This window comes from Desulfobacula toluolica Tol2 (genome assembly GCF_000307105.1).
GTDB classification, from domain to species: domain Bacteria; phylum Desulfobacterota; class Desulfobacteria; order Desulfobacterales; family Desulfobacteraceae; genus Desulfobacula; species Desulfobacula toluolica.
Genome location: NC_018645.1, coordinates 2,083,053 through 2,107,242 on the forward strand (window position 1 = coordinate 2,083,053; position 24,190 = coordinate 2,107,242).

The window sequence follows — 24,190 nt, forward strand, 5'->3', positions numbered from 1 at the left end:
GAGGTCAAATGAACAAGGCAATTGGCAGAACATTGGTTGCCGGCGCAGGGTTAAGCGGTATCAGATCTGCACTGGATCTGGCTGAAACAGGCTTCAAGGTTCTTCTCATTGACAAAGCAGACCACATCGGCGGCCTGTTGTGTCAGCTTGATTACCAGTTTCCCACATCCACATGCGGATATTGCCGGATGCTGCCCATGTTTGACAGGGACCGGTCTTCCCAGCATTGTTTGAGAAAAGGGCTTTTCCATGAAAATATTGAGATCCTTTTGTCCACGGAACTGATATCTGTTCAAGGGGAACCAGGGGATTTAAACGTTACCCTCAAACAAAACCCCTCTTTGATTGATTCGTCTTTATGCACGGGGTGCGGTGAATGCGAACGGGTTTGCCCGGTGTTGGTAAATGATCCGTTCAACGAGGGATTTACAAAACGAAAGGCTGTCTATCTGCCGACACCCCAGTCCTTTTCCAATGCTTACACCATTGATTATACGGCATGTACAAGGTGTGGCGAGTGCGAGAAAATTTGTTCTGCAGGGGCGATAAAATTTACAGAACAGGATAGGGAAAAATTTAAGATCCTGGTGGTGGATGATGAAAAAATTGTCCGGGATTCCATGAAAGAGTGGCTCAAGGAAGAGGGATTTTTCGTCAAAACAGCGGATTCAGGACAAAAAGCCCTTGACCTGATGGACGAACAGCTGTTTAACATGCTGCTTACCGATATCAAAATGCCTGGAATGGACGGGGTTGAATTGCTGGCCAGGGCAAAACAGAAAAATGAAGATCTGTGCGTTATTATGATGACGGCGTATGCCGCGGTTGATTCAGCCGTGGATGCCATGAAACAGGGGGCCCTTGATTATCTTACCAAACCCTTTGATCCGGATATATTGATTTCCATGGTGCTGAAAGTCTATCATGAGTTTGAAATTGCCGAAGGACGTGTTGAAAGGGTGGATGCGTTTATTCTTGCCGGGGGAACACAGTTTTTCAGGCCTGAACTGGGAAAAAATCCTTATGGTTATGGTGTTTTGCCGGGGGTGTTAACCGGTATGGAGTTTGAACGGCTCATCAGTGGAACCGGGCCTGAATTTGTTTCCGGCAGCAACAGGTTGATTCATCCAAAAACCGGCAAGCCTGTTCGAAAAATCGCCTGGTTCCAATGCGTTGGTTCCAGGGATGTCCAGGCTGGGGCACAGTTTTGTTCCAGTGTCTGCTGCATGATTTCCATAAAAGAGGCTATTCTTGCCAGAGAAAAATTTGGCCCGGATATTGAAACCACGATTTTTTATATGGATATGAGAACAATCGGCAAATCCTTTGATGAGTATAAGCGAACTGCTCAACAAGACAACCAGGTCAGGTTTGTCAGGGCAAGAATTCATTCTCTTTCTCAAAACCCCACCTTTTTTAAAAATTCTGTTGTTTCTCAAGATTCCGGTAAAATGGACGGCAATCTTGTGACCAGGTACGCAGACATTCAGGGAGTCATCCATGAAGAAGATTTTGATCTTGTGGTGCTGGCAACCGGACAAAGACCTGCCAGACAGATGACCGATTTTGCCATTCAAAACAACATTGAAACAAACACATGGGGATTTGTTGAAACCCTGCCTTTTTCAATGGTTGAGACATCAAGGCCGGGAATTTTATCCGGCGGATCTCTTTGCGGGTTAAAGGATATCGGCGAATCAGTCACCTGTGCATCGGCAGCAGCCTTTGGGGCATGCAAAATCATGCACGGTGCAGGGCGGCGGATAACACATGAAATACAGGCAGATGAACCAGCGATTCTGGCAAGGGAAAATCCAAGAATTTTAACGGTGCTGTGTTCTTGCAATACTGCATTTTCTCAAAAGCTTGACATTGAAACTCTGAAAGCCAGCCTGGAGCAAATTCCTGAAATGGATGCCGTTGAAATAATGGATAAGCTGTGCATGGATGAAGGAAAGGCAGCCTTGGCGGACAAGATCGAAAAAATTCATTCTAACAGGCTTGTTCTGGGAGCATGCCTTCCTTGTATTCAAAAACAAAAGATCAGGGAAATTGGTAAAATGTCAAAACTTCACCCAAGCCTTGTTGAAACTCTGGATATGGTTCCTGTTTTAAATCGGAATTTAAATTCTCAAGTTCGCAAGACAACACAATGTCTTGAAAGAGAGTTGAAAGTTTTGATATCAAGGGCCAGGTTTAAAAATCCCGTGCCGGTTGAGGAAGTTGAATCCAATCAAAATGCCCTGGTGATTGGCGGTGGTATTGCAGGTATCACAGCGGCATTGTCAATTGCAGATTGCGGGTATCATGTCGACCTGGTTGAAAAAAACGATACCCTTGGCGGGAATCTGTTGTGGATGGATAAGACTGTTGACGGTCTGGATATTCAGGCGTATCTGGCTGAAAAAGTCAAACAGCTTGAATCCCATGATCATGTTACGATTCATAAACAAACAAATATTGAAGGTTCTGGTGTTAACGGTTTTGCTGTTAACGATTATAGAGGGAGGGCCGGAGAATTTTCCACTGTTTTAAACAAAGACGATGACCGCAGTGAAACGATTTTTCACGGGGTGACCATTCTTGCCACAGGGGGAAACCAGGCCCCACTTGATTTGATGTCTAACGACCCGTCAAAAAATGTGTTGACCCAGAAAGAATTTGAAATCGCTGTTCACGACCGGGAAATTGATCCTGAAAATCTGGACAGTGTTGTGATGATACAGTGTTCCGGAACAAGGGATGAAAAGCAAAATTACTGCTCCAGGGTCTGTTGTATCAGGGCCTTGAAAAATGCGCTTTTTCTCAAAGAAAAGAATCCTGATGTCCAGGTCTTTATTTTTTACAGAGATATGATGAGTTATGGATTTTTTGAAGAATATTATACCCGGGCAAAAAATATTGGGGTGGTTTTTTTTCAGTATGATCCTGAAAACAAGCCTGTGACACAAACAAATAAAAGCGGGTGTCTTGTCAAAGCCCGTGATATCCTGCTGGATATGCCGGTTGAAATCCAGGCTGATTGCGTGATTCATGCCACTGGTATTTTGCCGGATCTTCCAAAGGTACTGGCAGATCAATATGGCGCAACAAGAGATGAATTTTATTTTTTCAAGGAAGCCGATCCAAAATTCAGGCCTGTGGACAGCATGAATTACAGGGTTTTTTCCTGTGGCTTGTCATTAAAACCTTGTACCATTGAAGAAGCAATTTCTTCAGCCCAGGCCTGTGCAGTAAGGGCCATGCGAATTCTCTCTCATGAGCGTCTGGTATCCGGGAAAACAGTTGCTACAACCCGTGCGGCAACCTGCAGCATGTGTGAAATGTGTGTGGATACCTGTCCCTATGGTGCAAGGTTTGTTGATGTTTTGGAGGAAAAAATAGGTATTGATCCTGGTGCCTGCCAGGGATGTGGTGTATGCGCGGCAGTTTGTCCAAGCGGTTCGGCAGTCCTGGAGGGGTTTGACGCCAGGCAGATGCTGGATGTCATTGATATGGCATTGTTGTGATATTATCGTAATATCCTGGGCAATTGTTAAGTTGCCGGATGAAAATTTCAGTGAACTGCCGGATAAAATATCAGGTAATGCAGGAATTAAACACTAAAAAAAGGGGAAAGGGTATGGGCCAGGAAAATAATGAACTGTTGTTGACACATATCGGGCCGATCAAGGAGATGATCCAGACATGCATTCAATGCGGAACCTGTACTGCGTCCTGCCCGAACACAAAATTTATGGACATGACTCCCAGGCATATGTGGCGTTTGCTGCTGACGGATCATGCTGACGTAATTTTTTCAAGCAAATCTTTTATCATGTGTTCATCCTGCTATTATTGCACCTTGAGATGCCCAAGGGGGCTTGAGTTGACTGCTGCCATGAGCCTGTTGAAACAGGCGGCGTTAAAATTAAAATTAAAGCGGTTCCGGCGCTCGTCTCTTTTTTATGAAGCTTTTTTAGACAGTGTTAAAAAACATGGCAGGGTCAAGGAGATGGAGTTTATGACCCACTATTTTATGTCAATGAAAAACCCCCTACTTCCGTTGGGCTATGCGGCTTTAGGGACAAGGCTGCTGGCTAAGGGTAAGATCCGGCCTGACTTTTCTTTTGGAGGCAAGGGAAAATTAACGGCATTGTTTGAAAAAACAGCACAACTGGAGGGATGAGATGAAATACTTATATTATCCTGGCTGTTCATTGGAAGGCACCTCTGTTGAATATCATATTTCCACTAAAGCATTAATGCAGGCTATGGACGCACAATTGGAGGAAATTGAGGATTGGACCTGCTGCGGGGCCACGGCAGCCGAGTCCGTAAGCCAGCTGTTGTCCTATGTGCTTCCGGCAAGGAATCTGGCCCTTGCTGAAAAAATGAACAGATCTAAACAGATTCTGGTGCCCTGCAGCGCCTGCTATCTGAATTTGAAAAAAACCGAAGAACAGATAAAAAAAGACAAGAATTTGCTGGGGCAAATTAATATGGTGCTTGCCGAAGAAGATCTTGTTTTAAATGGAGATGTAAACGTCCGGCACCTGCTGGATGTCCTGGCAAATGATGTGGATATCAAAAAAATCAAGCTGGCAGCTCAACAAAAAATGTCGGGTCTGAGTATTGCGCCTTATTACGGATGCCAGTGTTTGCGGCCATTTAATGTTTTTGATGATCCAGAAGATCCCCATTCCATGGATGCATTGATACGGGCAACCGGGGCGCAAATTTTTGAATGGGACATGGGTGGTCAATGTTGCGGCGCTTCCAATACCAGTACAAAGCCTGAAGCAGGATTGGCACTGGTGGGAAAAATTTTGCAGGCTGCAAAAGGGGCGGATGCGATATTAACCGTCTGCCCCATGTGCCAGATGAACCTTGAAGGCTATCAAAAAAAAATATCTCAACAACAAGGGAAAAATCTTGAAATTCCAGTTTTTTTCCTTCCGCAGTTTTTAGGGCTTGCCATGGGAAAAAGAAAAGAGGATACCCGGCTGGATTTAAATCTTTCCCATACAGGAGCTTTTGCAAAAAAAAGCTGTATGATATGAGTAATTTTACCCAATATTTAAGGCACAGCCTTGTTTCAAAGCTGATCATTATTGTCGGACTGACCGTTATTCTTTCCATATCTGCCTGGGCATACTTTAATATTAATAATATCCGGACCCAGATTATAAAAAATCTGATAGCCAGTACGGACAGGCTTGCCAATTCCATTAAACTCGGCACCCATTACGCTATGATGCTCAATTCAAGGGATGACATTACCCAGATTATTAATAATATCGCCACCCAGCCGGAAATAGAAAATATAAGGATATACAATAAAGAGGGTAAGATAAAATTTACCAACCAGGAAGACGAAATTGATAAAATGGTTGATATCAAGGAAGTGGCCTGTGATATCTGCCATAAACAGGACCCGCCGCCGGATCAGATCGGATTGCAGCAAAGGACGCGATTTTTTCGATCCGAAAAAGGCCACAGGCTTTTGGGCATTGTCCAGCCTATCTGCAATGAGCCAGGCTGCGCTACAGAGTGCCATTTTCATCCTGAGCATCAACAGATACTGGGCTCCCTTGATGTGGTCGTTTCTCTTGAACAGCAAGACCGCCAGATGTCGAAAATTGAAAAAGGGATCATAAGCCTCGCACTTTCAACAATTTTAATTATATCCGTGATTCTCTTTTTTTCCATTTTGCAATTTGTAAAAAAGCCGATTATCAAGCTTATTGAGGGGACAAGGAAGATTGCTGAAGGTAAATATGATGAAGATATTGATATAGGAAATGATTATGAAATCGGGCTTCTTGGCACAGCCATAAAAAAAATGGGTGCCCAGATAGGCCTTAACCAGGCTGAACTTAAAAAACAGAAAAACGAATACCAGTCACTTTTTGACACGGCACCGTGCATGATAACGGTCCAGGATAAAAATTACCGGTTGTTAAGGTGGAATAAGGTTTTCAAAGACAGGTTTGATCCAAAGCCTGGTTCCTGCTGTTATTATGCTTATAAAGGTCTGGAAGAAAAATGCCCTGATTGTCCGGTTGAAAAAACTTTTCTGGATGGAAAATCACATTATGGTGAAGCAGAAGGCATGGCTAAGGACGGTGAAAAAAATCATTGGATATTTATTACATCCCCTGTAACTGATACTGAAGGAAACGTTGTTGCCGCAATGGAGATGAGTATTGATATCACCCCAAGACGACGTCTGGAAAAAGAGCTCAAGAGATCTGAGGAAAAGTATCATGCAATATTTAACAATATTTCAAATCCCGTTTTTGTCGTCGATATCCAGACATTTGCCATCCTTGACTGTAATATTAAAGCAGTTGAAGTTTACGGGTATTCCAGAAGCATATTGTTAAACAAATTGTTTTCCGAGTTTTTTGTGGAATCTCAGGCAGCCGAATTGGTTAAAAAAATGAGGTCGGGCCGGGAGATAAACAAGGTGAAACACCTGGTTCAAAATAACCGGTTCATCTATGTTGACATGTGGGTTTCGCCTTCTAACTATTCGGGCCAAAAAGTGCTGCTTGTCACCATTAATGATATTACTCAGCGTCTTGAAACCGAACAGCACCTGATGCATGCAAGCAAAATGGCCACCCTGGGTGAAATGTCCACCGGGATTGCCCATGAATTGAATCAGCCATTGTCGGTGATTAAATCTTCCAGCAGTTTTTGTATGAAAAAAATGCGGAAAAATGAAATAATTGAAAAAGAGATTTTTAACAAGCTGATTTCAAAAATTGACAGCAATGTGGACCGGGCTGAAAAAATTATTCACCATATGCGGCAGTTTGCAAGAAAAACTGAAATCAAACTTGTCAGAACAAACATAAACAAGGTGCTTCAAAGAACATTTGAAATGTTTAACCAGCAACTTAAAATTCACGGTATTGATGTTATCTGGGATAAAAACGATGCATTGCCGGAAATACAGGCTAATCCCGACAGACTTGAACAGGTTTTTATTAATCTTGTGATGAATGCAAAAGATGCCATAGAAGAAAAATGGGAAAAACAGGGCACAAGGCCGGGGGATACCGACAAAATTACCATTATAACCAAAATACGGGATAACAGGGTTGTCATTGAAATACGTGACACGGGTATCGGAATTCAAAAAGAGGCGGCTGACAAGCTGTTCGAGCCTTTTTTCACCACCAAGGAAGTGGGAAAGGGAACGGGTTTGGGGTTGTCCATAAGTTATGGTATTATCAAAGAGTGTTCCGGCACAATCCAGGCAGAGCCGGGGAAGAACAAAGGTGCGGTTTTTATTATCTCTTTTCCCGTGCCGGACGGAGATGGAGATGATATCGTGTATGAAAGCCATAAAAGTTGAGGAAATATGATTGATAAAAGTCAGGTGTCCATATTGGTTGTTGATGATGAAGAAGATATCAGGGACGTTCTTGAAATTGCATTAATGGATATCGGATATACGGTATTGCTTGCAGAAAATGGCGAAAAGGCATTTGAGATATTCAAGTCCAAAAGACCGCAGATAGTTATTACAGATATTAAAATGCCGGTTATGGATGGTATTGAATTGTTAAGACAGATTAAAAGGGAAAATCCTGCAACCGAAGTGTTGATGATCACCGGGCACGGCGATATGGATTTGACCATTCGCAGCCTCAAGCACGAGGCCATGGATTTTATCACCAAGCCTGTAAATGTGGATATTCTTGAAATTGCCGTTGAAAAAGCTGTTGAAAAAATTGTCTCAGGTCAAAAGCTTTTGGAATACACTCAAAAACTTGAACTTCTCATCCTGGAAAAATCAAAGCTGGCCGATCATTTGTCTGGCCTGGGGCTTATGATGGGAACCATCTCTCACAATATCAAGGGATTGTTAACCAATCTTGACGGTGGAATTTATGTGGCTCGGTCCGGCCTGAAAAACAACAACAATAAAACAATTGAAGAAGGAATGGACTTGCTGGGGCAGTCAGTTGACCGGATAAAAAAGATGATCATGGATGTTTTATTGTATTCCAAGGAAAGAAAGCTTAACAGAAGCCTCATTGAGACCAAAGGGTTTGTCCGTCAGATTAAAAAAATGATGGAATTAAAACTGAAAGGAACAAATATAATCTTTAATTGCAATGATACTCATTGCCCTGAAACTATTTTCGTGGATGAGGAATTTATCATGGCCGCCCTGGTCAATATCCTGGATAATGCCATTGATGCCTGCCGGTCTGATATGCAGAAAAAAGATCATGCCATTGAGTTTGAAATATTAAAAAAAAAAGATCAATTGGTGATTCAAATTCATGATAATGGCTGTGGTATGGACAGTCAAACAAAAGAAAAAATATTTAACCTGTTTTTTTCCTCAAAAAGTACAAAAGGAACGGGATTTGGACTGTATATTTCAAATTCTATTATCAAACAGCATAGCGGCTCCATTCATGTGACGTCCATAAAGGAAAAAGAGACCCTGTTTAAAATTATCCTGCCCGATGAAATTTAAATTGTTTTGTAGTAATATATGTTGTACGCTAAGTCCCATTGAAATTGATCTGAACATCAAACATGTTCCGGTGTTTTTTTTGATTTGGGCAGCAGCTGGGCTATAACAAAAAATGTTGTGAGTTTCTAATGAGGTTTGAGAAAATTGCTTTTGAAATTAGAGAACAAAAAACAAATAAATCTGGGCTAACTGGTTTTAAACAAAAATTTACTGTGACATCCCTTTTTTTCGATATCTGTGCCAAATCTGAAGAAATTACTAAAAAAAATGAAAACCGCCAAATTTTCAAGTAAGCAGGTTATCTATTTTATGGTGATGATGGTTTTGGAGACTTTTAATCTTAGACATTGGAATTATTATGACTTATAAAATCATTGAAGATTTAGTTGAAAAACTTTCCTGTGATTTTGTCCTGGCAAATCCAGAAGAAGAGCCGGAAAGCTTATCCGGTTTGTTGCCGATTTTGAAACAAATTCATGGGAAATGTACGGAACTGTCTTTGGATGCCAAAGCAAAAGAGGTTTTAAAGGCAAGAAAAATTATAACGGCTGTTTTAAAAAATAATACCGGGGATGTTGAAAAAAAAATGACTGCTCTGGGTGAAGTGATATCCGGACTTTCATCGCCCATATCCGTTCCTGACAAAAATGATCAGGTTTTGGATCATACTGAAAATAGTTCATCTGATGAAATAGCAGATGCGCAGGTTTTGGATCGAATAGAAGAAAATTTGAAACAATTCGCTGATCTGATCAGCGGTTATTGTCCCGGAGAAATTCCTGACCTTGGGTTGATGCTTAATATACTGGATGAGCTTATTGCGGTTTCAAAACAAAAAAAAATTGTTATCTTGAATGAAGTCTCGGTTGCCTGCAAAAGGTATGTGGAATACATGACCCTGGAAGATGTTCATGATACAAAACCCATTGAAGAAGGCCTTTTGCTGCTCAAATCCGTCTTAAGCCATTTGAAAAGAGGGAAGGTGTTTGCGTTTGATTATTCTGATGTTCTGGCATTGTTAAATGTCAAGTTCGATAAAGAACAAGAAGTCAAAGAGACTGAGGAAATTGAGGAAGACCCTGAATTAGAAGAAACTGCAGCGGTAATAGAAGAGCCGGAATCGGAAGAAATTTTGGTTACAGAGGAAGAGCAGGAACCTGAAAAGATTATAGCGATTGAAGAAAAGCCTGAACCTGTGATCCAGACAGAACCGGAAAAAATATCAGACGATGATATGGAAATTCTTATAGATTTCGTATCTGAAGCTGAGGAAAACCTTGATACAATTGAAGTCAGTTTAATTGATCTGGAGCAGGACCCGACCAATAAGGATATTATCAATGATATCTTCCGTCCGTTTCATACCATTAAAGGCGTATCCGGCTTTTTGTCCCTGACAAAAATCAATAAGCTTTCCCACACCACGGAAAATCTTCTGGACAGTGCCCGCAGCGGAGATTTTGTGATTAATAATACGGCAACAGATGCCATATTGGAATCAGTAGATGCCTTGAAAAATCTCCTAGAAAGGGTAAAACAAGGTACTTCCACAGGATTCAAGCAGTCTGATGATGATATTAACATTAACCATTTGCGTGACAAACTCCAAAATCTTCAGACTACCCTGACAAAAGGCGGCAAAGAACCTCTGGGGGAGATTCTTGTCAGAAAAGGTGTTCTTAACAAGGAAAGTCTTGATCAATCCCTTGAGAATCAACAGGAATTTCCCGAGAAAAAACTCGGGGAAATACTGGTTGAAGAAAAAAAGGCTGCCCCTAAGCAGGTTGCCTCTGCCCTGATGGAACAAAATTTGTCCAAAAAACAGGTGGTCTCCCAGGTTAAAGTGAGTACTCAAAAACTGGATGATCTTGTGGATTATGCAGGAGAGCTTGTCATTGCCCAGTCAATGCTCAAACAGAAAACGTCAAATGATCCGTCATTGAGCCAGAATGTTGCACAGCTTGGTTTGATTGTAAGCAATATGCAGAATATTGCCATGTCCATGAGAATGATTCCGATTAAAGCCACTTTTATGAAAATGATACGCCTTGTCAGGGATTTGTCTCGGAAATCAGGCAAAGATGTGGCTTTAAATATGGTTGGTGAAGAAACAGAGATCGACAGAAATGTTGTGGATGCGTTGTATGAACCCATGGTACATATGATCAGAAACTCTGTTGATCACGGTATTGAAGCAAAAACAGATCGTCTTAAACTTGGAAAGTCTTCCCAGGGTCAGATTGTTTTGAGGGCTTATCATAAAGGCGGGCATATCATTATTGAAATCGAAGATGACGGCAAAGGGCTTGACAAGGACGGGATACTTGAAAAGGCTAAAAGCACGGGGCTTATTACAGGCAATGAACAGATGACGGATGCCCAGATCTATGATCTCATCCTTCAGCCCGGATTTTCTACTGCAAAGCAGATCACTGATGTCTCCGGCAGAGGGGTTGGCATGGATGTGGTCAAAGATGGAATTGAAAAATTCAGGGGACAGTTGCATATTGAATCATCAAAAGGTGCTGGAACTAAATTTACCATCAGCTTGCCGCTTACGCTTGCCATTATTGACGGAATGCTGGTAAGGGTTGATGATGAAAGATATGTCATTCCCACAATAGCCATACAAAAAGCTTTTAAACCGGAGAAAGAAGATTATTTTACCGTCAGGGGGAAAGGCGAAATGGTCAAGGACAGAGGTAATTTGATTCCCTTGATCCGTTTGAATGAAATTTACAACAGCAGCAGTCAAAAAAAAATCGTCTGGGACGGTCTTGTTGTTGTTGTTGAGTCAAAAGAAGAAAAAAGAGCATTGCTGATTGATGAACTTCTGGGCAAAGACGAATATGTAATCAAAAGTCTCGGCACCAATCTTGAGGATGTTGAAGGACTTGCCGGCGGAGCTATCCTGGCTGACGGGCGGGTAGGGCTTATTCTCGATATTCATGGTATTTTCAGCCTTGTGTCACATGCCAGATAATATAAGCCAGAGGAATTTTCATTATGCAACTTAGGTTTTTATCTCTGATTTTCGTGTTATTTGAGCAATAAAATCAGAAAGCTTATTTGGTTTCGACTTGTCCAGGTTAAGTTTTAAGCAATAAAAAAACGAAAGGGCCTCTATGTGAAAACGATTGTTGGTGTAGCTGATATGAAAGTTAGCAATAGCAGATCTGATTCTATCATTACTTATTCTCTTGGTTCCTGTATAGGTCTTGTCATATATGATCCTGTTGCTAAAGTTGGAGGTATTTTGCATTATATGCTACCGGAGTCTTCCATTGATGAAAAAAAAGCTGCTGCCAGACCTTATATGTTTGCTGATACAGGAATACCCAGGCTGTTTAAATTTGCTTATAAGCTGGGTGGGGTTAAACAGCGCATGAAAATATATGTTGCAGGAGGAGCGGAAATTCTTGATCAGAACGGATTTTTTAATATTGGCAAAAGAAATTATATGGCATTGAAAAAAATGTTTTTTAAAAACAAAGTCATGATCAACAAGCAGGATGTTGGCGGGAATGTAAACCGTACCGTCAGGATTGAAATCGCAACCGGCGACATATATGTAAAAACCTCCGGCTCAAAGGAGGTGAAAATATGAATTCAATCCAGGAATTATTAAAAGAGATCAAAAATTTAAAACCGATTCCAGCTGTTGCTAATCAGCTTCTGGCTGTTGTGGATAATCCTGACAGCTCAATGGAAGATATTGCCAATGTAATTCAATATGACCCTATTATAACGGCCAGTGTGTTAAAAATTTGCAATTCAGCGTTTTTCGGTCTTAAAAATCCGGCGGAATCCATCAAAGATGCTGTTAATATGCTGGGTACGGATCAAGTGATTGAACTTGTTGTAATGAAATCCGGGGCAGAAAGTCTTTCCGGGAAACAGGAAGGATATGGATTGGAAAATGGGGATATCTGGAAATATTCTGTTGCTTCTGCTGTTCTTGCAAAGCAGATAGCCGTTAAATTGTCTTTGGAAAACAAAAGCATGATATTTACGTCGGCCCTGATAAAGGATATCGGAAAAATTATTCTGGAAAAGTATGTAAGCCGTTCTGCAGAAAAAATTCAAAATCTTCTGAAAAACAAAAATTTCAGTTTTAGAGAAGCTGAAAAAAAGATACTGGGTATTGATCATGCCGAGCTGGGGGCCATGATCGCAAAAATGTGGAATTTCAGTCCTAAAATGGTTAAAATCATCCGGCATCATCACCTGGCTGATGAAACCATGATAAAAGACAAGGAAATTGCCGCTGTTTATCTTGCCGACTGCCTGTGTATGATGCTGGGAATAGGTGTGGGATCGGATGGGCTTGCATACCGGTTTAAAAATCAGGCCATGAAGGAACTGGGGATCTCAGCGGATGATATAGCCATGATTATTGCAGAATTTGGCTTTAACATGCAGGAAGTTGAAGAATTGTTACAGATTGTTTAACACTGGATAATAGGAAAAAAACAATGTCATACTCAATACTTATAGTGGATGATTCATTGCCCATGCGTTCTGTGATAAAAAGAACCTTTAAGGCTGCCGGCTATGTAAATTCTGAATTTCATGAAGCCGCCAACGGGAAAGATGCGCTTGAGCTTATGAAAAACGACTGGATTGATATTGTAATAACCGATTACAATATGCCGGTCATGAACGGCATGGAATTTATTAAAACAATTAAACAAGATGACCTTTTAAAGGATATTCCGGTTGTTGTTATTTCCACTGAGGGCAATGAAACAAAAATTAAAGAGTTTATGGACTGCGGTGCAGCCGGATATATCACCAAGCCCTTTACACCTGAAACAATAAGGGATTTACTAACTGATATCCTTGGAGAAATTAGCTATGATGAAGATTTTGATGACAGCGATGACGACTTCGATTTCTGAAGTAATGGAGACCATGTTTTATTTGCCTGTTGAATTTCCTGAAGAATCAACATTTATTCAAAGCGGAATGGATAAGTATAAACATAGTATGGCCTGCCGTCTGAATTTTTCCGGTGATTTTTCCGGACATTTTGTTCTTGTGATTCCCAAAAATCTTCTGGTTGACATGACTGAAAATTTTATGGGGGAATCCCGTGATAGCCTTGAGAAAGAACATCTTTTAGGTACATTGACGGAAACTTTGAACATGATCTGCGGCAATACATTGAGTAGAGTAGATTCAAAAGTTCCTTTTGAATTGAATATACCAAAAGTGATTGATGAATCTGAAATTCCGAAGTCCGAATTGTTTACTATAGTAGAGACCACTCCATCAATGATGGCAATTCATGTCTCACTGGACTGATTGACATACCAGGAGAATTATATATGCTCCATGACATAAAAGTACTGATTGTAGATGATTCTGCTGTTGTTAGAAAGGTATTTTCTGAGCAATTGTCTAAACAAAAAGGGATCACTGTTATAGGAACAGCACCTGATCCCTATGTTGCACGGGATAAAATAGTAAAACTGAAACCGGATGTGATTACCCTTGATATTGAGATGCCCCGCATGGACGGCATAACTTTTTTAAGGAAATTGATGAAGTATTATCCTCTTCCTGTTATTATAGTAAGTTCATTAACGACCAAGGGAAGCAAACTTGCTTTTGAAGCACTTTCTCTGGGGGCTCTTGAAGTTATATCAAAACCTAGTGCCGCTTATTCCGTAGGTGATATGAGCCTGCAGCTTGCCGAAAAAATCAGGGCGATCAGCAGGGTAAGAGTGCTGCCATCGACTGCAAAGAAAACAGAGAATGCGCCTTTGGGTGCCATTGAATCAAAGGCTCTTTCTGTTACGACCAATAAAATTGTTGCAATTGGTGCTTCCACCGGGGGCACGGAAGCCATCAAAAAGGTGTTGACCCGGCTGCCGCAAAATTTTCCCGGGATTGTGGTGGTACAGCACATGCCTGCCCGTTTTACAACATCATTTGCCGAGAGGCTGGATGAGTTGTGTCAGATGAACGTTGTTGAAGCAAAAAATGGTGATACCGTTATAAACGGAAGAGTTCTGATTGCGCCGGGCAATTATCATATGATATTTAAACGAAGCGGTGCCAGGTATTATGTGGAGATTAAAAAAGGCCCTCTTGTCCATTATCAGCGGCCTGCGGTGGATGTTTTGTTTAAATCCGTTGCCAGGTATGCCGGAGCCAATGCGCTGGGTATTATCCTGACTGGTATGGGCAAGGATGGCGCTGCCGGAATGCTGGACATGAAAAAAGCAGGTGCAATTAATATTGCCCAGGATGAAAAGTCAAGTGTGGTGTTTGGGATGCCCAAAGAGGCAATAAAAATTGGTGCTGTTGATCATGTTCATGATATCAATGCTATTGCAGGCAAAACAATTTCCCTTTTAGAACGATTATAAATTTCCAGGAAATTTATAATCGTTCGATCTGTTTGTGCTGTAATCCTCCAATCAGAATGCACCTCGGATTTTGGTTTGAAATACGATTTTTTCCAGTCCTGATGTATGATTTTTTATGCTGGTTGTTGTAATATCAGTGGTTTGTGGTTTGATTTAGTTTGAAATAGCGCTAAAAGTTATTTTTCAAGTTATTATTATTGAATCGTTCATTTGTCAGGCTCGAGCTTTTTTTATTCTGTTGCAATTCCCACATATTCATGTATACTGTATTTTTATATTTAGGTAGAATCAAATTTTCCTTCAAAGTTTTTCTCGTTAACCTCGTTGTTTTATAAAACATCGTTTGTTGCCGCCGAAGTTTCTGCTGATTCAATAAACAGGAGAAACGATGATGACATTTTATAGTGCAAATCCTTATCATGTCTTTACAGCTTTTAACTCGAGCGGTGATCTGCCGATTGTCTTTGGCAGCCTCAGTATAATCAATTCAATCATTTCTCATAAAACTAAATAAAAAAATAATAAACGGATTCTAATGAATCCGCAGATCTTCCAACCAGGAAAATGACCTGGTAGATCATTACGGAATACATAGGAGTATTAATGAGTTTTAAAAGTTTTAAGTTTGACCCTAAAATAGAAGCGGGTATTTCAGCCTGCGGCTATACAATTCCCACCCCGATCCAGAAAGAGGCTATTCCTCCAATACTTGACGGCAGAGATATTCTTGGTTTGGCCCAGACCGGGACTGGAAAGACTGCAGCTTTTGTGCTGCCCCTTCTTCAGCGACTGCTGGATGGTCCCAGAAAAAAAGTGCGGGCTTTGATTGTAGCACCCACAAGAGAGTTGGCAGAACAGATTCATGCAGATATCAGCAAAATGGCACAAAAGACCGGTTTGCGGAGTATTTCCATTTATGGTGGTGTTGGTAAGCATCCCCAGATCAAAGCGATCCGAAGCGGCGTGGAAATTATTGTTGCATGCCCGGGTCGATTGCTGGACCTCCTTAATGACCGGGCTTTTTCTTTGAAAGCTGTTGAAGCTCTGGTGCTTGATGAGGCAGACCATATGTTTGACAAAGGATTTCTACCTGATATCCGCAGGATTATTAAGCAGTTGCCCACGAAACGGCAATCTCTGGTTTTTTCTGCCACCATGCCTAAGGAAATCCGTCACTTGGCGGAAAATATATTGATAAATCCGGCAACTGTACAAATCAATCATACCCAGCCGGTTCTCGCAATTTCCCATGTCCTTTTTCAGGTTGCAAAAGAACAGAAGACCTCTTTGCTTAAAACAATTATTCAAAAAGAGGAAATGAAGAGTACACTGGTTTTTACCAGAACCAAACACAAGGCAAAGAGCCTGGCTCTGATATTGCAAAAAGCGGGCTATAAGGCAGCTTCAATTCAAGGCAATCTTTCCCAGGTTAAACGGCAGGAGGCACTGAACGGTTTTAAAAATGGTACATTCAAGATTCTGGTGGCCACCGATATTGCTGCCCGGGGTATTGATGTGAAGGGGATTTCCCATGTCATTAACTATGATGTACCGGACACGGCAGAGACATACACCCACCGTACGGGGCGTACAGGTCGGGCAGAACGAACCGGTCAGGCATTTATTTTTGCCGGTCAGGAAGACCGCAAAATAATTTCACTCATAGAGCGGAATCTGGGAAAAAAGATGAGTTGTAGGGAAACTCCTGGTTTTGCCTGGGATACCAAAGGGGCTGTTTCTGCAAAAAAGGGGAAACGCTTTTCACGACCAATGCCTATAGGAAAAAAATCTGCTTCAGGCGGGCGAGGCAGAAACCAACACAGCGGTGTTTTTTCTTTGGCGATCAGCAAAAGCAGGACAGCTCGTCCATAACAGATTTGTCTGAATACCAAGACTGCCAGTCGACGTATCAAGTGATGCTTCGGCAATATAACAAAGAGGTTCCCCTAATGGTCCTTTTTTTGTCGCAGTTTTTTTAGGTAAAACATAAAGTATTAATAAGGATTTGCCCATGTTTAAACCAAACTATTCATTTGAAAAACGCCAAAAAGAATTGGCAAAGAAAAAGAAAAAAGAAGAAAAAAGGCAACGCAAGTTGGAGAAACAAAAAACTGCTGTCGAGAAAAATGAGGACACATCTCTTTCTGAAGAGTAAATTGTTTTCTTAAAAAAAGTGTGATGCTAAAAATCGTAGGTTTTATCAATACATAACAGGCACTGGAAGATGCTCATTGGGCTGATTTCCATACAATTAAGGAGGCATATATGTCAAAGGGAAAAGATTCCAAAAAAGCCGTTAAAAAGAAACCGGAGAAAACCATGAAGGAAAAGAAAAAGGATAAACAAGAGAAAAAAAAGGGAAAAACAGGGCTTTCCTCATAGCCATAATCTTTGACCCATTGCGCGCTCTTTCTGCTTTATTCAAGGGTAGCTGAAGCGCGTTTTTTTTGTGATCAGGATATATCCCCTAACATTATCAATAGAATTTGTTGTTATTTAACATGTTTTGTTGTGGCAGAGTGATCTGCCATGGCCGTTATTCGGAAAATCAAGCTGTCCCGTCTTGAAGGTTGCAGCAGCAGTAAATCAGTATCGTCAAGAAAGCGTACCTGTTCAGCCAAGCGTCATAAAAACAAATCCATGAAAATACTTCTTGAATAAAACTTCCATTTGTGTAAAATAATTGCTGATTGAAATGAGCAATTATTCATTTTTAAAGTTTTTTTTTGGGAATTCTGAACATGATATGATACAGGTTGCTGCAGAACCCAAAATAGCTCTATTAAACCACTCATAACTGTATACTTTAAGTAGTCTTGGCTAATTGTGCATTTCATGACAGCCTGATCAGTTTAATCATTATTAAAATATTATGATAACTTATGGAGATAAACCATGGATTTAGAAAAATATAAACAGGTGATTTCAGATGCTATTAAAGGTGAAATTGAGGCGAAACATTTTTATGAAAAGGTTGCTAAGAGGATCAAGGATGCATATCTAAAAGAATTATTTGAGCAATTTTCCAGGGAAGAAGGAAAACATGAAACAATTTTGACCCGTGTGTTAAACGAAGAAAAAATGGACACTTCTTTTTTCGATTATGAAAAGGATTTCAAGGTATCTGAAACCATTGCAATGCCTGTTGTTAATGAGGAGATGGATCTTAAGAGTGCGGTTGGTATTGCCATGAAAAATGAAGAAATCGCCATGAAACAATATATGGCCCTTGCTGAAAATTGCGATGACGAACAATTAAAAAAGGTTTTTCTTGATCTTGCTGCCATGGAACGGAACCATAAGTTCAAAATGGAACAAAAATTTGTAGATGTCGCCTATCCCGAGGTTTGGTAAGACAAATAATTTGGTTGGTTGGGGCTTTCCCTGCAGTCTTCTGCTGGGAAAGCCGTAATTTTCAGGATAACACAGTTTCTCAAAGATAGATTTCAAGTCTTACAGAATTTCTTTGGGATCACACAATTTGTCGGCTTCGACAGATAGCCTTCCGCATCCGTTGCAGGTATATCTGATTTTTCCCAGCCTGGGTTTGCAGATATGTCTGGCATCCAGAGAAGACGCTCCGCAGTCTTCACAGGTATATGCTTTTTTGAGTTCAACAGGATCGCATAAATGTCCCTGGTCTTTTGCCACTTTGCCACAGGTTTTGCAGGTATGAAGATTTGTCATGGTCACCTCTCTTATTTGTTCATGGATTTAAAGATAGTTGAGGTTAAACTGTTTATAGTATTGTAACGAAATATTTGAATGTCAACCCTTGAATAATTCAAACAGAATTATCCAAGTCCAGTTTTTTTTGGGGGGAATCCCGGCAATTTTTTTAAAAAAAAGAACTCTGCCTTTTGTTATGGAAATCAATGATTATATTGTGAGGTACATCTTAAGATAACTTTGATCTGGCAGAACATAGCCTGACAGTTTTTAATACAAAAGGGGATGCCATGACACTTGAAAGAAAAGCCAATACCCTTGAAAATCTGATCTTTGACAATCGGTTTGTAAGAAATCTGCCATGTGATCCAAATACGGATAATACAAGACGACAGGTGACTGGTGCTTGTTATTCCCGGGTGAACCCCAAACCGGTTGTAGCCCCCGGTCTTGTCGCGTTTTCTTCTGAATCCGCTCAGTTGATGGATTTAACGGATGAGGCCTGTCAGTCAGAGCTTTTTACCCGGGTTTTTACCGGAAATCATCTACTGCCGGGTATGGACCCTTTTGCAATGTGCTACGGGGGGCATCAATTCGGTAACTGGGCAGGGCAACTGGGAGACGGACGGGCCATTAATCTGGGAGAAATTATTAATCAGCGGAATGAACGTTGGGTGCTGCAGTTAAAAGGGGCAGGTCCCACGCCTTATTCAAGAACTGCTGATGGACTGGCCGTGCTGAGATCATCCATCCGGGAATTTTTGTGCAGTGAGGCCATGTTTCACCTGGGAATTCCCACTACCCGAGCCCTGAGTCTGACCCTGACAGGTGAAGAAGTTGAGCGGGACATGTTCTATGACGGCCACCCCAAGCTTGAGCAAGGGGCGGTTGTCTGCCGCATGGCACCGTCTTTTATTCGGTTCGGCAATTTTCAGATTCTGGTGGCCCGGGGGGAAAACTGCCTTCTTAAGCGTCTTGTGGATTATACAATTGAAACGGATTTTCCCCACCTGATTTCAACGTCACAGTCGGTTTATGAACGTTGGTTCAGGGAGGTCTGTATGAGAACCATGGACATGATCATTCACTGGATGCGTGTGGGTTTTGTCCACGGAGTAATGAATACGGATAACATGTCCATTCTGGGTCTGACCATTGATTATGGTCCCTATGGCTGGCTGGAAGACTATAATCCCGGCTGGACTCCCAACACAACTGATTTGGCCGGTCGCCGCTACTGCTTTGGAAATCAGCCCCAAATAGCTTTGTGGAATCTGGCCCAGCTGGGCAATGCCGTTTTTCCCATGGTCAAGCGACATGAATCGCTCCAAGAGGCTCTGGATGAGGCACAGGCATACGTCCAGCAGGGCCAACTCGCTATGATGACACAAAAATTGGGATTTCAAAACTTTGAACCTGATATGGATATTGCCATTATCAAAGAGCTGCTTAAGATTCTTCAATTGGCGGAAACTGATTACACGATTTTTTTAAGGGGGCTGTCACATCTGGATACTGAAGATGGATTGGCAAAAACTTTAATCCCATCTTTTCTGGAGAATGCCTTTTATGATCCAGATCAGATTACTCCGGACTATATTGCTCGTTTGAATGCCTGGCTTGCGGTCTATCAGAAAAGGCTGGGCCTTAATCGGATTTCCAATGCAGATAAAAAACAGCAAATGGACCAGGTAAACCCCAAATATGTTTTGAGAAATTACCTTGCCCAGACCGCTATTGACAAGGCGGAGGATGGCGATTTTTCCATGGTGCGTGAACTGCTGGATGTGATGCGAAAGCCCTATGATGAGCAGCCTGGAAGGGAAATGTTTGCAGCAAAAAGGCCTGAATGGGCCAGGAACAGACCCGGTTGTTCAATGCTGTCTTGCAGTTCTTGATAACGAGTTGTGATAGTTGCTTTTCGGGTAGGCCCACCGATTTGATTGTCTGAATAAATTTGAATTTATTATGGATTGAAAAAAAGGTCTGCTTGTCGTGTAAAGCAGACCTTTTATGATGTTTTTGATTTTCAGGTTATCTGTTTAAAGCTTTAATTCTTGCACTTCCGTGATAAGATCATAAGCTGCTCCTGAGCCTTCCACCACCTTTCTGGCTGCTTCCGCATCCGGGGCATCGATAATGCCGAACCCTATTCCGTCAGAATTTACAAAGATGCCTTCCAATTTGACATCGGGATTTTCCGCAAGATTTTTTTCCATACTTGCCTTAAAGCCTGCCGCTTGTTCAGGGGTCAGTTCCGGGATTCTTGCTTTTTCTGTGTAATGAAACACTGCAACTTTTGCCATTCGTGTCCTCCTTAAAGTCTTTGTTTAAAAAAATAGAGATTCAGCTTATCTTTCGCAGGTAGCGAAAGTTTTCAATATTTTTTATAAGTTAATAAAAACAAATGGTCAAGAACTTTTCCGGCAATGATGCATAAAATGTTTTTCAGGTTTTGCCATGTAAAACAGTGTCATTTTGGCGGGTGATTTCTTTTGAAATTCTCAGAATGTTTTTTCATTTTTTGTAAAGATTTTTTAAATTCTTCACACGGGTCTGCATAGGAGACCCTCTGGGTAAACCAGAGATAATCTGCTGGCGGGACTTTTTCAAAGCCTTCCAGATCCAGGGGCTGAATATATTCAGATAGCCTTGACGGTGTTATATCGATTTCTTTTAAGTCAATGTTGATTTGCTGTATTGTTTTATCAATGGCCGTAACCCTGTTGATCACTCCCAGGCCATAGGCAGTATGTCCGCCACCGATAATAATAATTACGGGTCCATTGCGATGTTTATGAAGCCGTTTGATTGACAATGCCATTTTATCGTTTCTTGCTACCCATGTATCATATAGTCTTGATTGCATTGTCCCGTGACTCATCCCGCAGTGAACCTTTTTGAAAATGGAGAACATGTAATCTTTGTATGTCTTATCCGCCATTTGTGTTGAGAAGATCAGATCTTTTTCAATGGGGGTGATGCCGTTGATGCCTTTTCTGGTAATCCTTTTTTTTAAGGTGTTTGGCAGATCAATTCCAGCAACTTGAAGGTGTTTTTTTTGGGCAATTTGTAAGAGATCGTAATAAAATTTCCACATTTGATCTGAGTGGGTATCCCAGCTCAATTTTTTCCTCAGGTCTTTTTCAATGATAGCTTCTATTTTGTTTGAATGGGCCACTTTTCCAGCATCAACAAAATTGAGCAGATCCGGTGTGTTTTCCATGGAAAAAAATTCAAAGCCAATGGTGGGTTTTAATCCCTTTTCAATCAAAGCATTGATCACTTTATGCTGGATATGATGATGCGCAGGATTATCATGTTTTTCAGACAGGTATATCACATCATGAGCGCTGATATCCTTGATAAAAGATTTAAAATTCGTTTCTTCACCTGTCTGGGCATTTATTATTTTTCCGATTAACGGATCTTTTCTAATTGTTGGGTTGGCTACTGTGGCGCAGGATTGAAGGATGGGCAGGATAAGAAAAATCAGGAAAAAAATAAACAGTCGTTCCATTGTGGGTCTCCCTTATCGTAATGTTATTGATTGAATCGGACATCCATGATTATTGTATGGTATCAAACCTTATGCTTTTTTAAAATAGAGAACCAGACTTTTTCCAAGGACAGGATTGAGTAATTTATCAACAAATGCCGTGAATTTCGGTTTGTTCATCAAATCCCAGACAAGCAGCTCATGATAAAGGGTGACAAGTTTAGAATCTGTTCTGTTGGGTCCTATCAGGCATTTGAGCCACCAGAACGGGGCATGGATGCTGTGGGCATAATGGGAGGCAATATGCCGGACCCCAAAGGCTTCCATCTCCTTGATCAACGAATGTTTTTGATAAATTCTTACATGACCCATATCGGCGTTTACATACTCATCCGATAAAAACCAGCAAAGTTTTTCCGGAAAAAATCTTGGAACACTGACAGCCAGAATTTTTCCGGGTTTTAAAATCCTGACCAGTTCGGACATGGCACTTTGATCATCCGTGATATGCTCCAGAACTTCTGAACAGATGACAGTGTCAAAGCAGTTGTTTTTAAACGGCAGGCAGGTCACATCCATGCAGGACAGATAAACGCTTTTACAGCAAAGATCATCCAGGGCCCGATGAAAGGCGATTTTTTTTTTAGTCTCAACAAGAGTTTTAAATCCGACATCAGCCCCAACACAGAGGGTTCCTTGTTGCCGGCAGGCCTCGATGGTGTGGCGGCCTTCACCGCATCCAATATCCAGTATCCGGTCATTGGGATGAATATCAAGTTTGTTAAAATCAATGGTAATCATTTATAATTTCTTTGTAGGTGTCAACGGTTCTAACAGCGGTTTTTTCCCAGTTAAATTCTTTTAAAACTCGTTGATACCCTTTTTCGGCAAGTGTTTCGCGCTGAGATGGATCATCCAGCAGTTCTAAAATGGCTGTTTCCAATGCTTTTGCATCCCCAGGAGGAACCATTTTTGCCGCATCTCCAGCAACCTCTGGTAATGCACCTCCTGTGGTGCAGATTACCGGAATCCGGCAGGCCATGGCTTCTCCCACCGGCAGTCCAAATCCTTCATATAAAGATGGTACGACAGCAATAGAGGATTTGGCATACTCTTTGACAAATTGTTCGTTGTCAATGCGGCCGGTGAATTCGATATGCCTGTCCAGCTCAAGTTTTTTAACCAGGGTTTCAATGCCGCCTCCCTTTTGGGGATTACCGATGACAACCAACTTAACTGGGCGGGTTTTTAAAATGCCTTTTATGGCAAAAAGCAGATGAAAAAGCCCTTTTAAGGGAGTGTCTGCGCTATTGGTAACAATAATCCGATTGGGCTGTTTTTTTATTGTTTCCAAAGGATAAAAATTTTCTGTATCAATGCCGATAGGGATGGTTTTAAATTTTGATTCAGAAATATGGAATTCTTTTGCTATATCCTTTTTAGAGCTGTCTGAAACAGTTATAATGTGGGACAGTTTTCTTGCCACCCGTTTTTGCATGCTGATAAACCAATACCAGCGAAGTACCTTGAGTTTTTTTAGAAAAGATGTTGTGCTTTGAACCTCAAGCTTTCTATCTAAGGTAATTGGGTGGTGAATCGTTGCCGTGACAGGCATTCTTTTTGCCAGGGACAAAATTCCATAAGACAGGCATTGGTTGTCATGGATGATATCGTATTGTTTTTTTGTCTCATTAACGTGCCTTTTAACCCGCATCCCAAAGGTCAGGGGCTCAGGGTATCCCATGGTGGAAACATCAAGCCATTCAATCAGGTTGATGGGATCTTTGAGTTCGTCCAGGCTAGGGGTTCGGAAAAGGTCTTCAGGGTTATAAAGATCCAGTGTTTTAAGCATGGTAAGGGTTAACGTGTTACTTGACGTATTATGTGAATTAGTATTCAGCAGAGGATCAGGTGGTCCGGCAATAACCTCAACATCATGGCCGAGATCACAAAGGGCATGGCTCAAGTGACGGATATAAACCCCCTGGCCACCGCAGTGGGGGTTGCTTCGATAGCTGATAAGTCCTATTTTAAGGGGTGTGTTCATGGAAGTTGTATGGTGCGCCCGGCTGGAATCGAACCAGCGATCTTCAGCTTCGGAGGCTGACGCCTTATCCCCTGGGCTACGAGCGCAAACATCATATAATACTTGAATCTTTG

21 protein-coding genes and 1 tRNA gene are annotated in these 24,190 nt (G+C 41.4%); 16 read left to right on the top strand and 6 right to left on the bottom strand.

Annotated features, from left to right (window positions below):
- Positions 1-8: 8 nt before the first annotated feature.
- The 15 genes from TOL2_RS09585 to TOL2_RS09645 all read left to right on the top strand — a co-directional run bounded on the left by TOL2_RS09585 (position 9) and on the right by TOL2_RS09645 (position 18,216).
- Positions 9-3,509, top strand: a complete 3,501-nt coding sequence (locus TOL2_RS09585; protein WP_014957292.1) for a response regulator — start codon at positions 9-11, stop codon at positions 3,507-3,509.
- 113 nt (positions 3,510-3,622) lie between these two features.
- The gene (locus tag TOL2_RS09590) at positions 3,623-4,168 is read left to right on the top strand and encodes a 4Fe-4S dicluster domain-containing protein (protein WP_051012548.1); all 546 of its coding nucleotides are present in this window, start codon (positions 3,623-3,625) and stop codon (positions 4,166-4,168) included.
- 1 nt (position 4,169) lies between these two features.
- Positions 4,170-5,042, top strand: coding sequence for a CoB--CoM heterodisulfide reductase iron-sulfur subunit B family protein (locus tag TOL2_RS09595; protein ID WP_014957294.1), 873 nt, complete (start codon positions 4,170-4,172; stop codon positions 5,040-5,042).
- Positions 5,039-7,348, top strand: coding sequence for an ATP-binding protein (locus TOL2_RS09600; protein ID WP_014957295.1), 2,310 nt, complete (start codon positions 5,039-5,041; stop codon positions 7,346-7,348). Before TOL2_RS09595 ends, TOL2_RS09600 begins: the two co-directional genes overlap by 4 nt.
- A gap of 6 nt (positions 7,349-7,354) precedes the next feature.
- Positions 7,355-8,485 carry a hybrid sensor histidine kinase/response regulator gene (locus TOL2_RS09605; RefSeq protein ID WP_014957296.1) on the top strand — a complete coding sequence of 377 codons (1,131 nt, stop codon included), beginning with the start codon at positions 7,355-7,357 and terminating at the stop codon, positions 8,483-8,485.
- 128 nt (positions 8,486-8,613) lie between these two features.
- The gene (locus TOL2_RS24840; protein WP_158406092.1) at positions 8,614-8,778 is read left to right on the top strand and encodes a hypothetical protein; all 165 of its coding nucleotides are present in this window, start codon (positions 8,614-8,616) and stop codon (positions 8,776-8,778) included.
- Between the two features lie 65 nt (positions 8,779-8,843).
- A complete protein-coding gene (locus TOL2_RS09610) occupies positions 8,844-11,468 on the top strand; it encodes a chemotaxis protein CheA (protein ID WP_083863550.1) in 2,625 nt (874 codons plus the stop codon).
- A gap of 144 nt (positions 11,469-11,612) precedes the next feature.
- Entirely contained in the window at positions 11,613-12,092 is a 480-nt protein-coding gene (locus tag TOL2_RS09615; RefSeq protein ID WP_014957298.1) for a chemotaxis protein CheD, read from the top strand.
- Positions 12,089-12,937: an HDOD domain-containing protein gene (locus TOL2_RS09620; protein WP_014957299.1), complete on the top strand. Its 849-nt coding sequence runs from the start codon at positions 12,089-12,091 to the stop codon at positions 12,935-12,937. The genes TOL2_RS09615 and TOL2_RS09620 overlap by 4 nt, the downstream gene beginning before the upstream one ends.
- A gap of 23 nt (positions 12,938-12,960) precedes the next feature.
- Entirely contained in the window at positions 12,961-13,386 is a 426-nt protein-coding gene (locus TOL2_RS09625; protein WP_014957300.1) for a response regulator, read from the top strand.
- A complete protein-coding gene (locus TOL2_RS09630; RefSeq protein WP_041279393.1) occupies positions 13,343-13,792 on the top strand; it encodes a chemotaxis protein CheX in 450 nt (149 codons plus the stop codon). Before TOL2_RS09625 ends, TOL2_RS09630 begins: the two co-directional genes overlap by 44 nt.
- A 23-nt stretch (positions 13,793-13,815) precedes the next feature.
- The gene (locus TOL2_RS09635; protein ID WP_014957302.1) at positions 13,816-14,862 is read left to right on the top strand and encodes a protein-glutamate methylesterase/protein-glutamine glutaminase; all 1,047 of its coding nucleotides are present in this window, start codon (positions 13,816-13,818) and stop codon (positions 14,860-14,862) included.
- 603 nt (positions 14,863-15,465) lie between these two features.
- Positions 15,466-16,734 (top strand): DEAD/DEAH box helicase, encoded by a 1,269-nt coding sequence (locus tag TOL2_RS09640; protein ID WP_014957303.1) that lies wholly within the window; start codon positions 15,466-15,468, stop codon positions 16,732-16,734.
- A gap of 139 nt (positions 16,735-16,873) precedes the next feature.
- A complete protein-coding gene (locus TOL2_RS25140) occupies positions 16,874-17,017 on the top strand; it encodes a hypothetical protein (protein WP_173391121.1) in 144 nt (47 codons plus the stop codon).
- Between the two features lie 740 nt (positions 17,018-17,757).
- Complete coding sequence (locus TOL2_RS09645; protein WP_014957304.1) at positions 17,758-18,216, top strand: ferritin family protein; 459 nt, start codon at positions 17,758-17,760, stop codon at positions 18,214-18,216.
- Between the two features lie 99 nt (positions 18,217-18,315).
- On the opposite strand, the gene TOL2_RS09650 is transcribed toward TOL2_RS09645, so the two are convergent.
- Positions 18,316-18,549 carry a hypothetical protein gene (locus tag TOL2_RS09650; protein WP_041279394.1) on the bottom strand — a complete coding sequence of 78 codons (234 nt, stop codon included), beginning with the start codon at positions 18,547-18,549 and terminating at the stop codon, positions 18,316-18,318.
- 272 nt (positions 18,550-18,821) lie between these two features.
- On the opposite strand from TOL2_RS09650, the gene TOL2_RS09655 reads away from it, so the two are divergent.
- Positions 18,822-20,429: a protein adenylyltransferase SelO gene (locus tag TOL2_RS09655; RefSeq protein WP_014957305.1), complete on the top strand. Its 1,608-nt coding sequence runs from the start codon at positions 18,822-18,824 to the stop codon at positions 20,427-20,429.
- 144 nt (positions 20,430-20,573) lie between these two features.
- Here the strand turns inward: TOL2_RS09655 and TOL2_RS09660 are convergent, their stop codons facing one another.
- The 5 genes from TOL2_RS09660 to TOL2_RS09680 form a co-directional block, all read right to left on the bottom strand.
- Positions 20,574-20,837, bottom strand: a complete 264-nt coding sequence (locus TOL2_RS09660; RefSeq protein WP_014957306.1) for a nickel-binding protein — start codon at positions 20,835-20,837, stop codon at positions 20,574-20,576.
- 167 nt (positions 20,838-21,004) lie between these two features.
- Positions 21,005-22,051: a ChaN family lipoprotein gene (locus TOL2_RS09665; protein WP_014957307.1), complete on the bottom strand. Its 1,047-nt coding sequence runs from the start codon at positions 22,049-22,051 to the stop codon at positions 21,005-21,007.
- A 69-nt stretch (positions 22,052-22,120) separates the two neighbouring features.
- The gene (locus TOL2_RS09670; protein WP_014957308.1) at positions 22,121-22,831 is read right to left on the bottom strand and encodes a class I SAM-dependent methyltransferase; all 711 of its coding nucleotides are present in this window, start codon (positions 22,829-22,831) and stop codon (positions 22,121-22,123) included.
- Positions 22,818-24,077 carry a glycosyltransferase family 4 protein gene (locus TOL2_RS09675; protein WP_014957309.1) on the bottom strand — a complete coding sequence of 420 codons (1,260 nt, stop codon included), beginning with the start codon at positions 24,075-24,077 and terminating at the stop codon, positions 22,818-22,820. The genes TOL2_RS09670 and TOL2_RS09675 overlap by 14 nt, the downstream gene beginning before the upstream one ends.
- Positions 24,078-24,087: 10 nt before the next feature.
- Positions 24,088-24,163, bottom strand: a tRNA-Arg gene (locus tag TOL2_RS09680).
- Positions 24,164-24,190 lie beyond the last annotated feature (27 nt).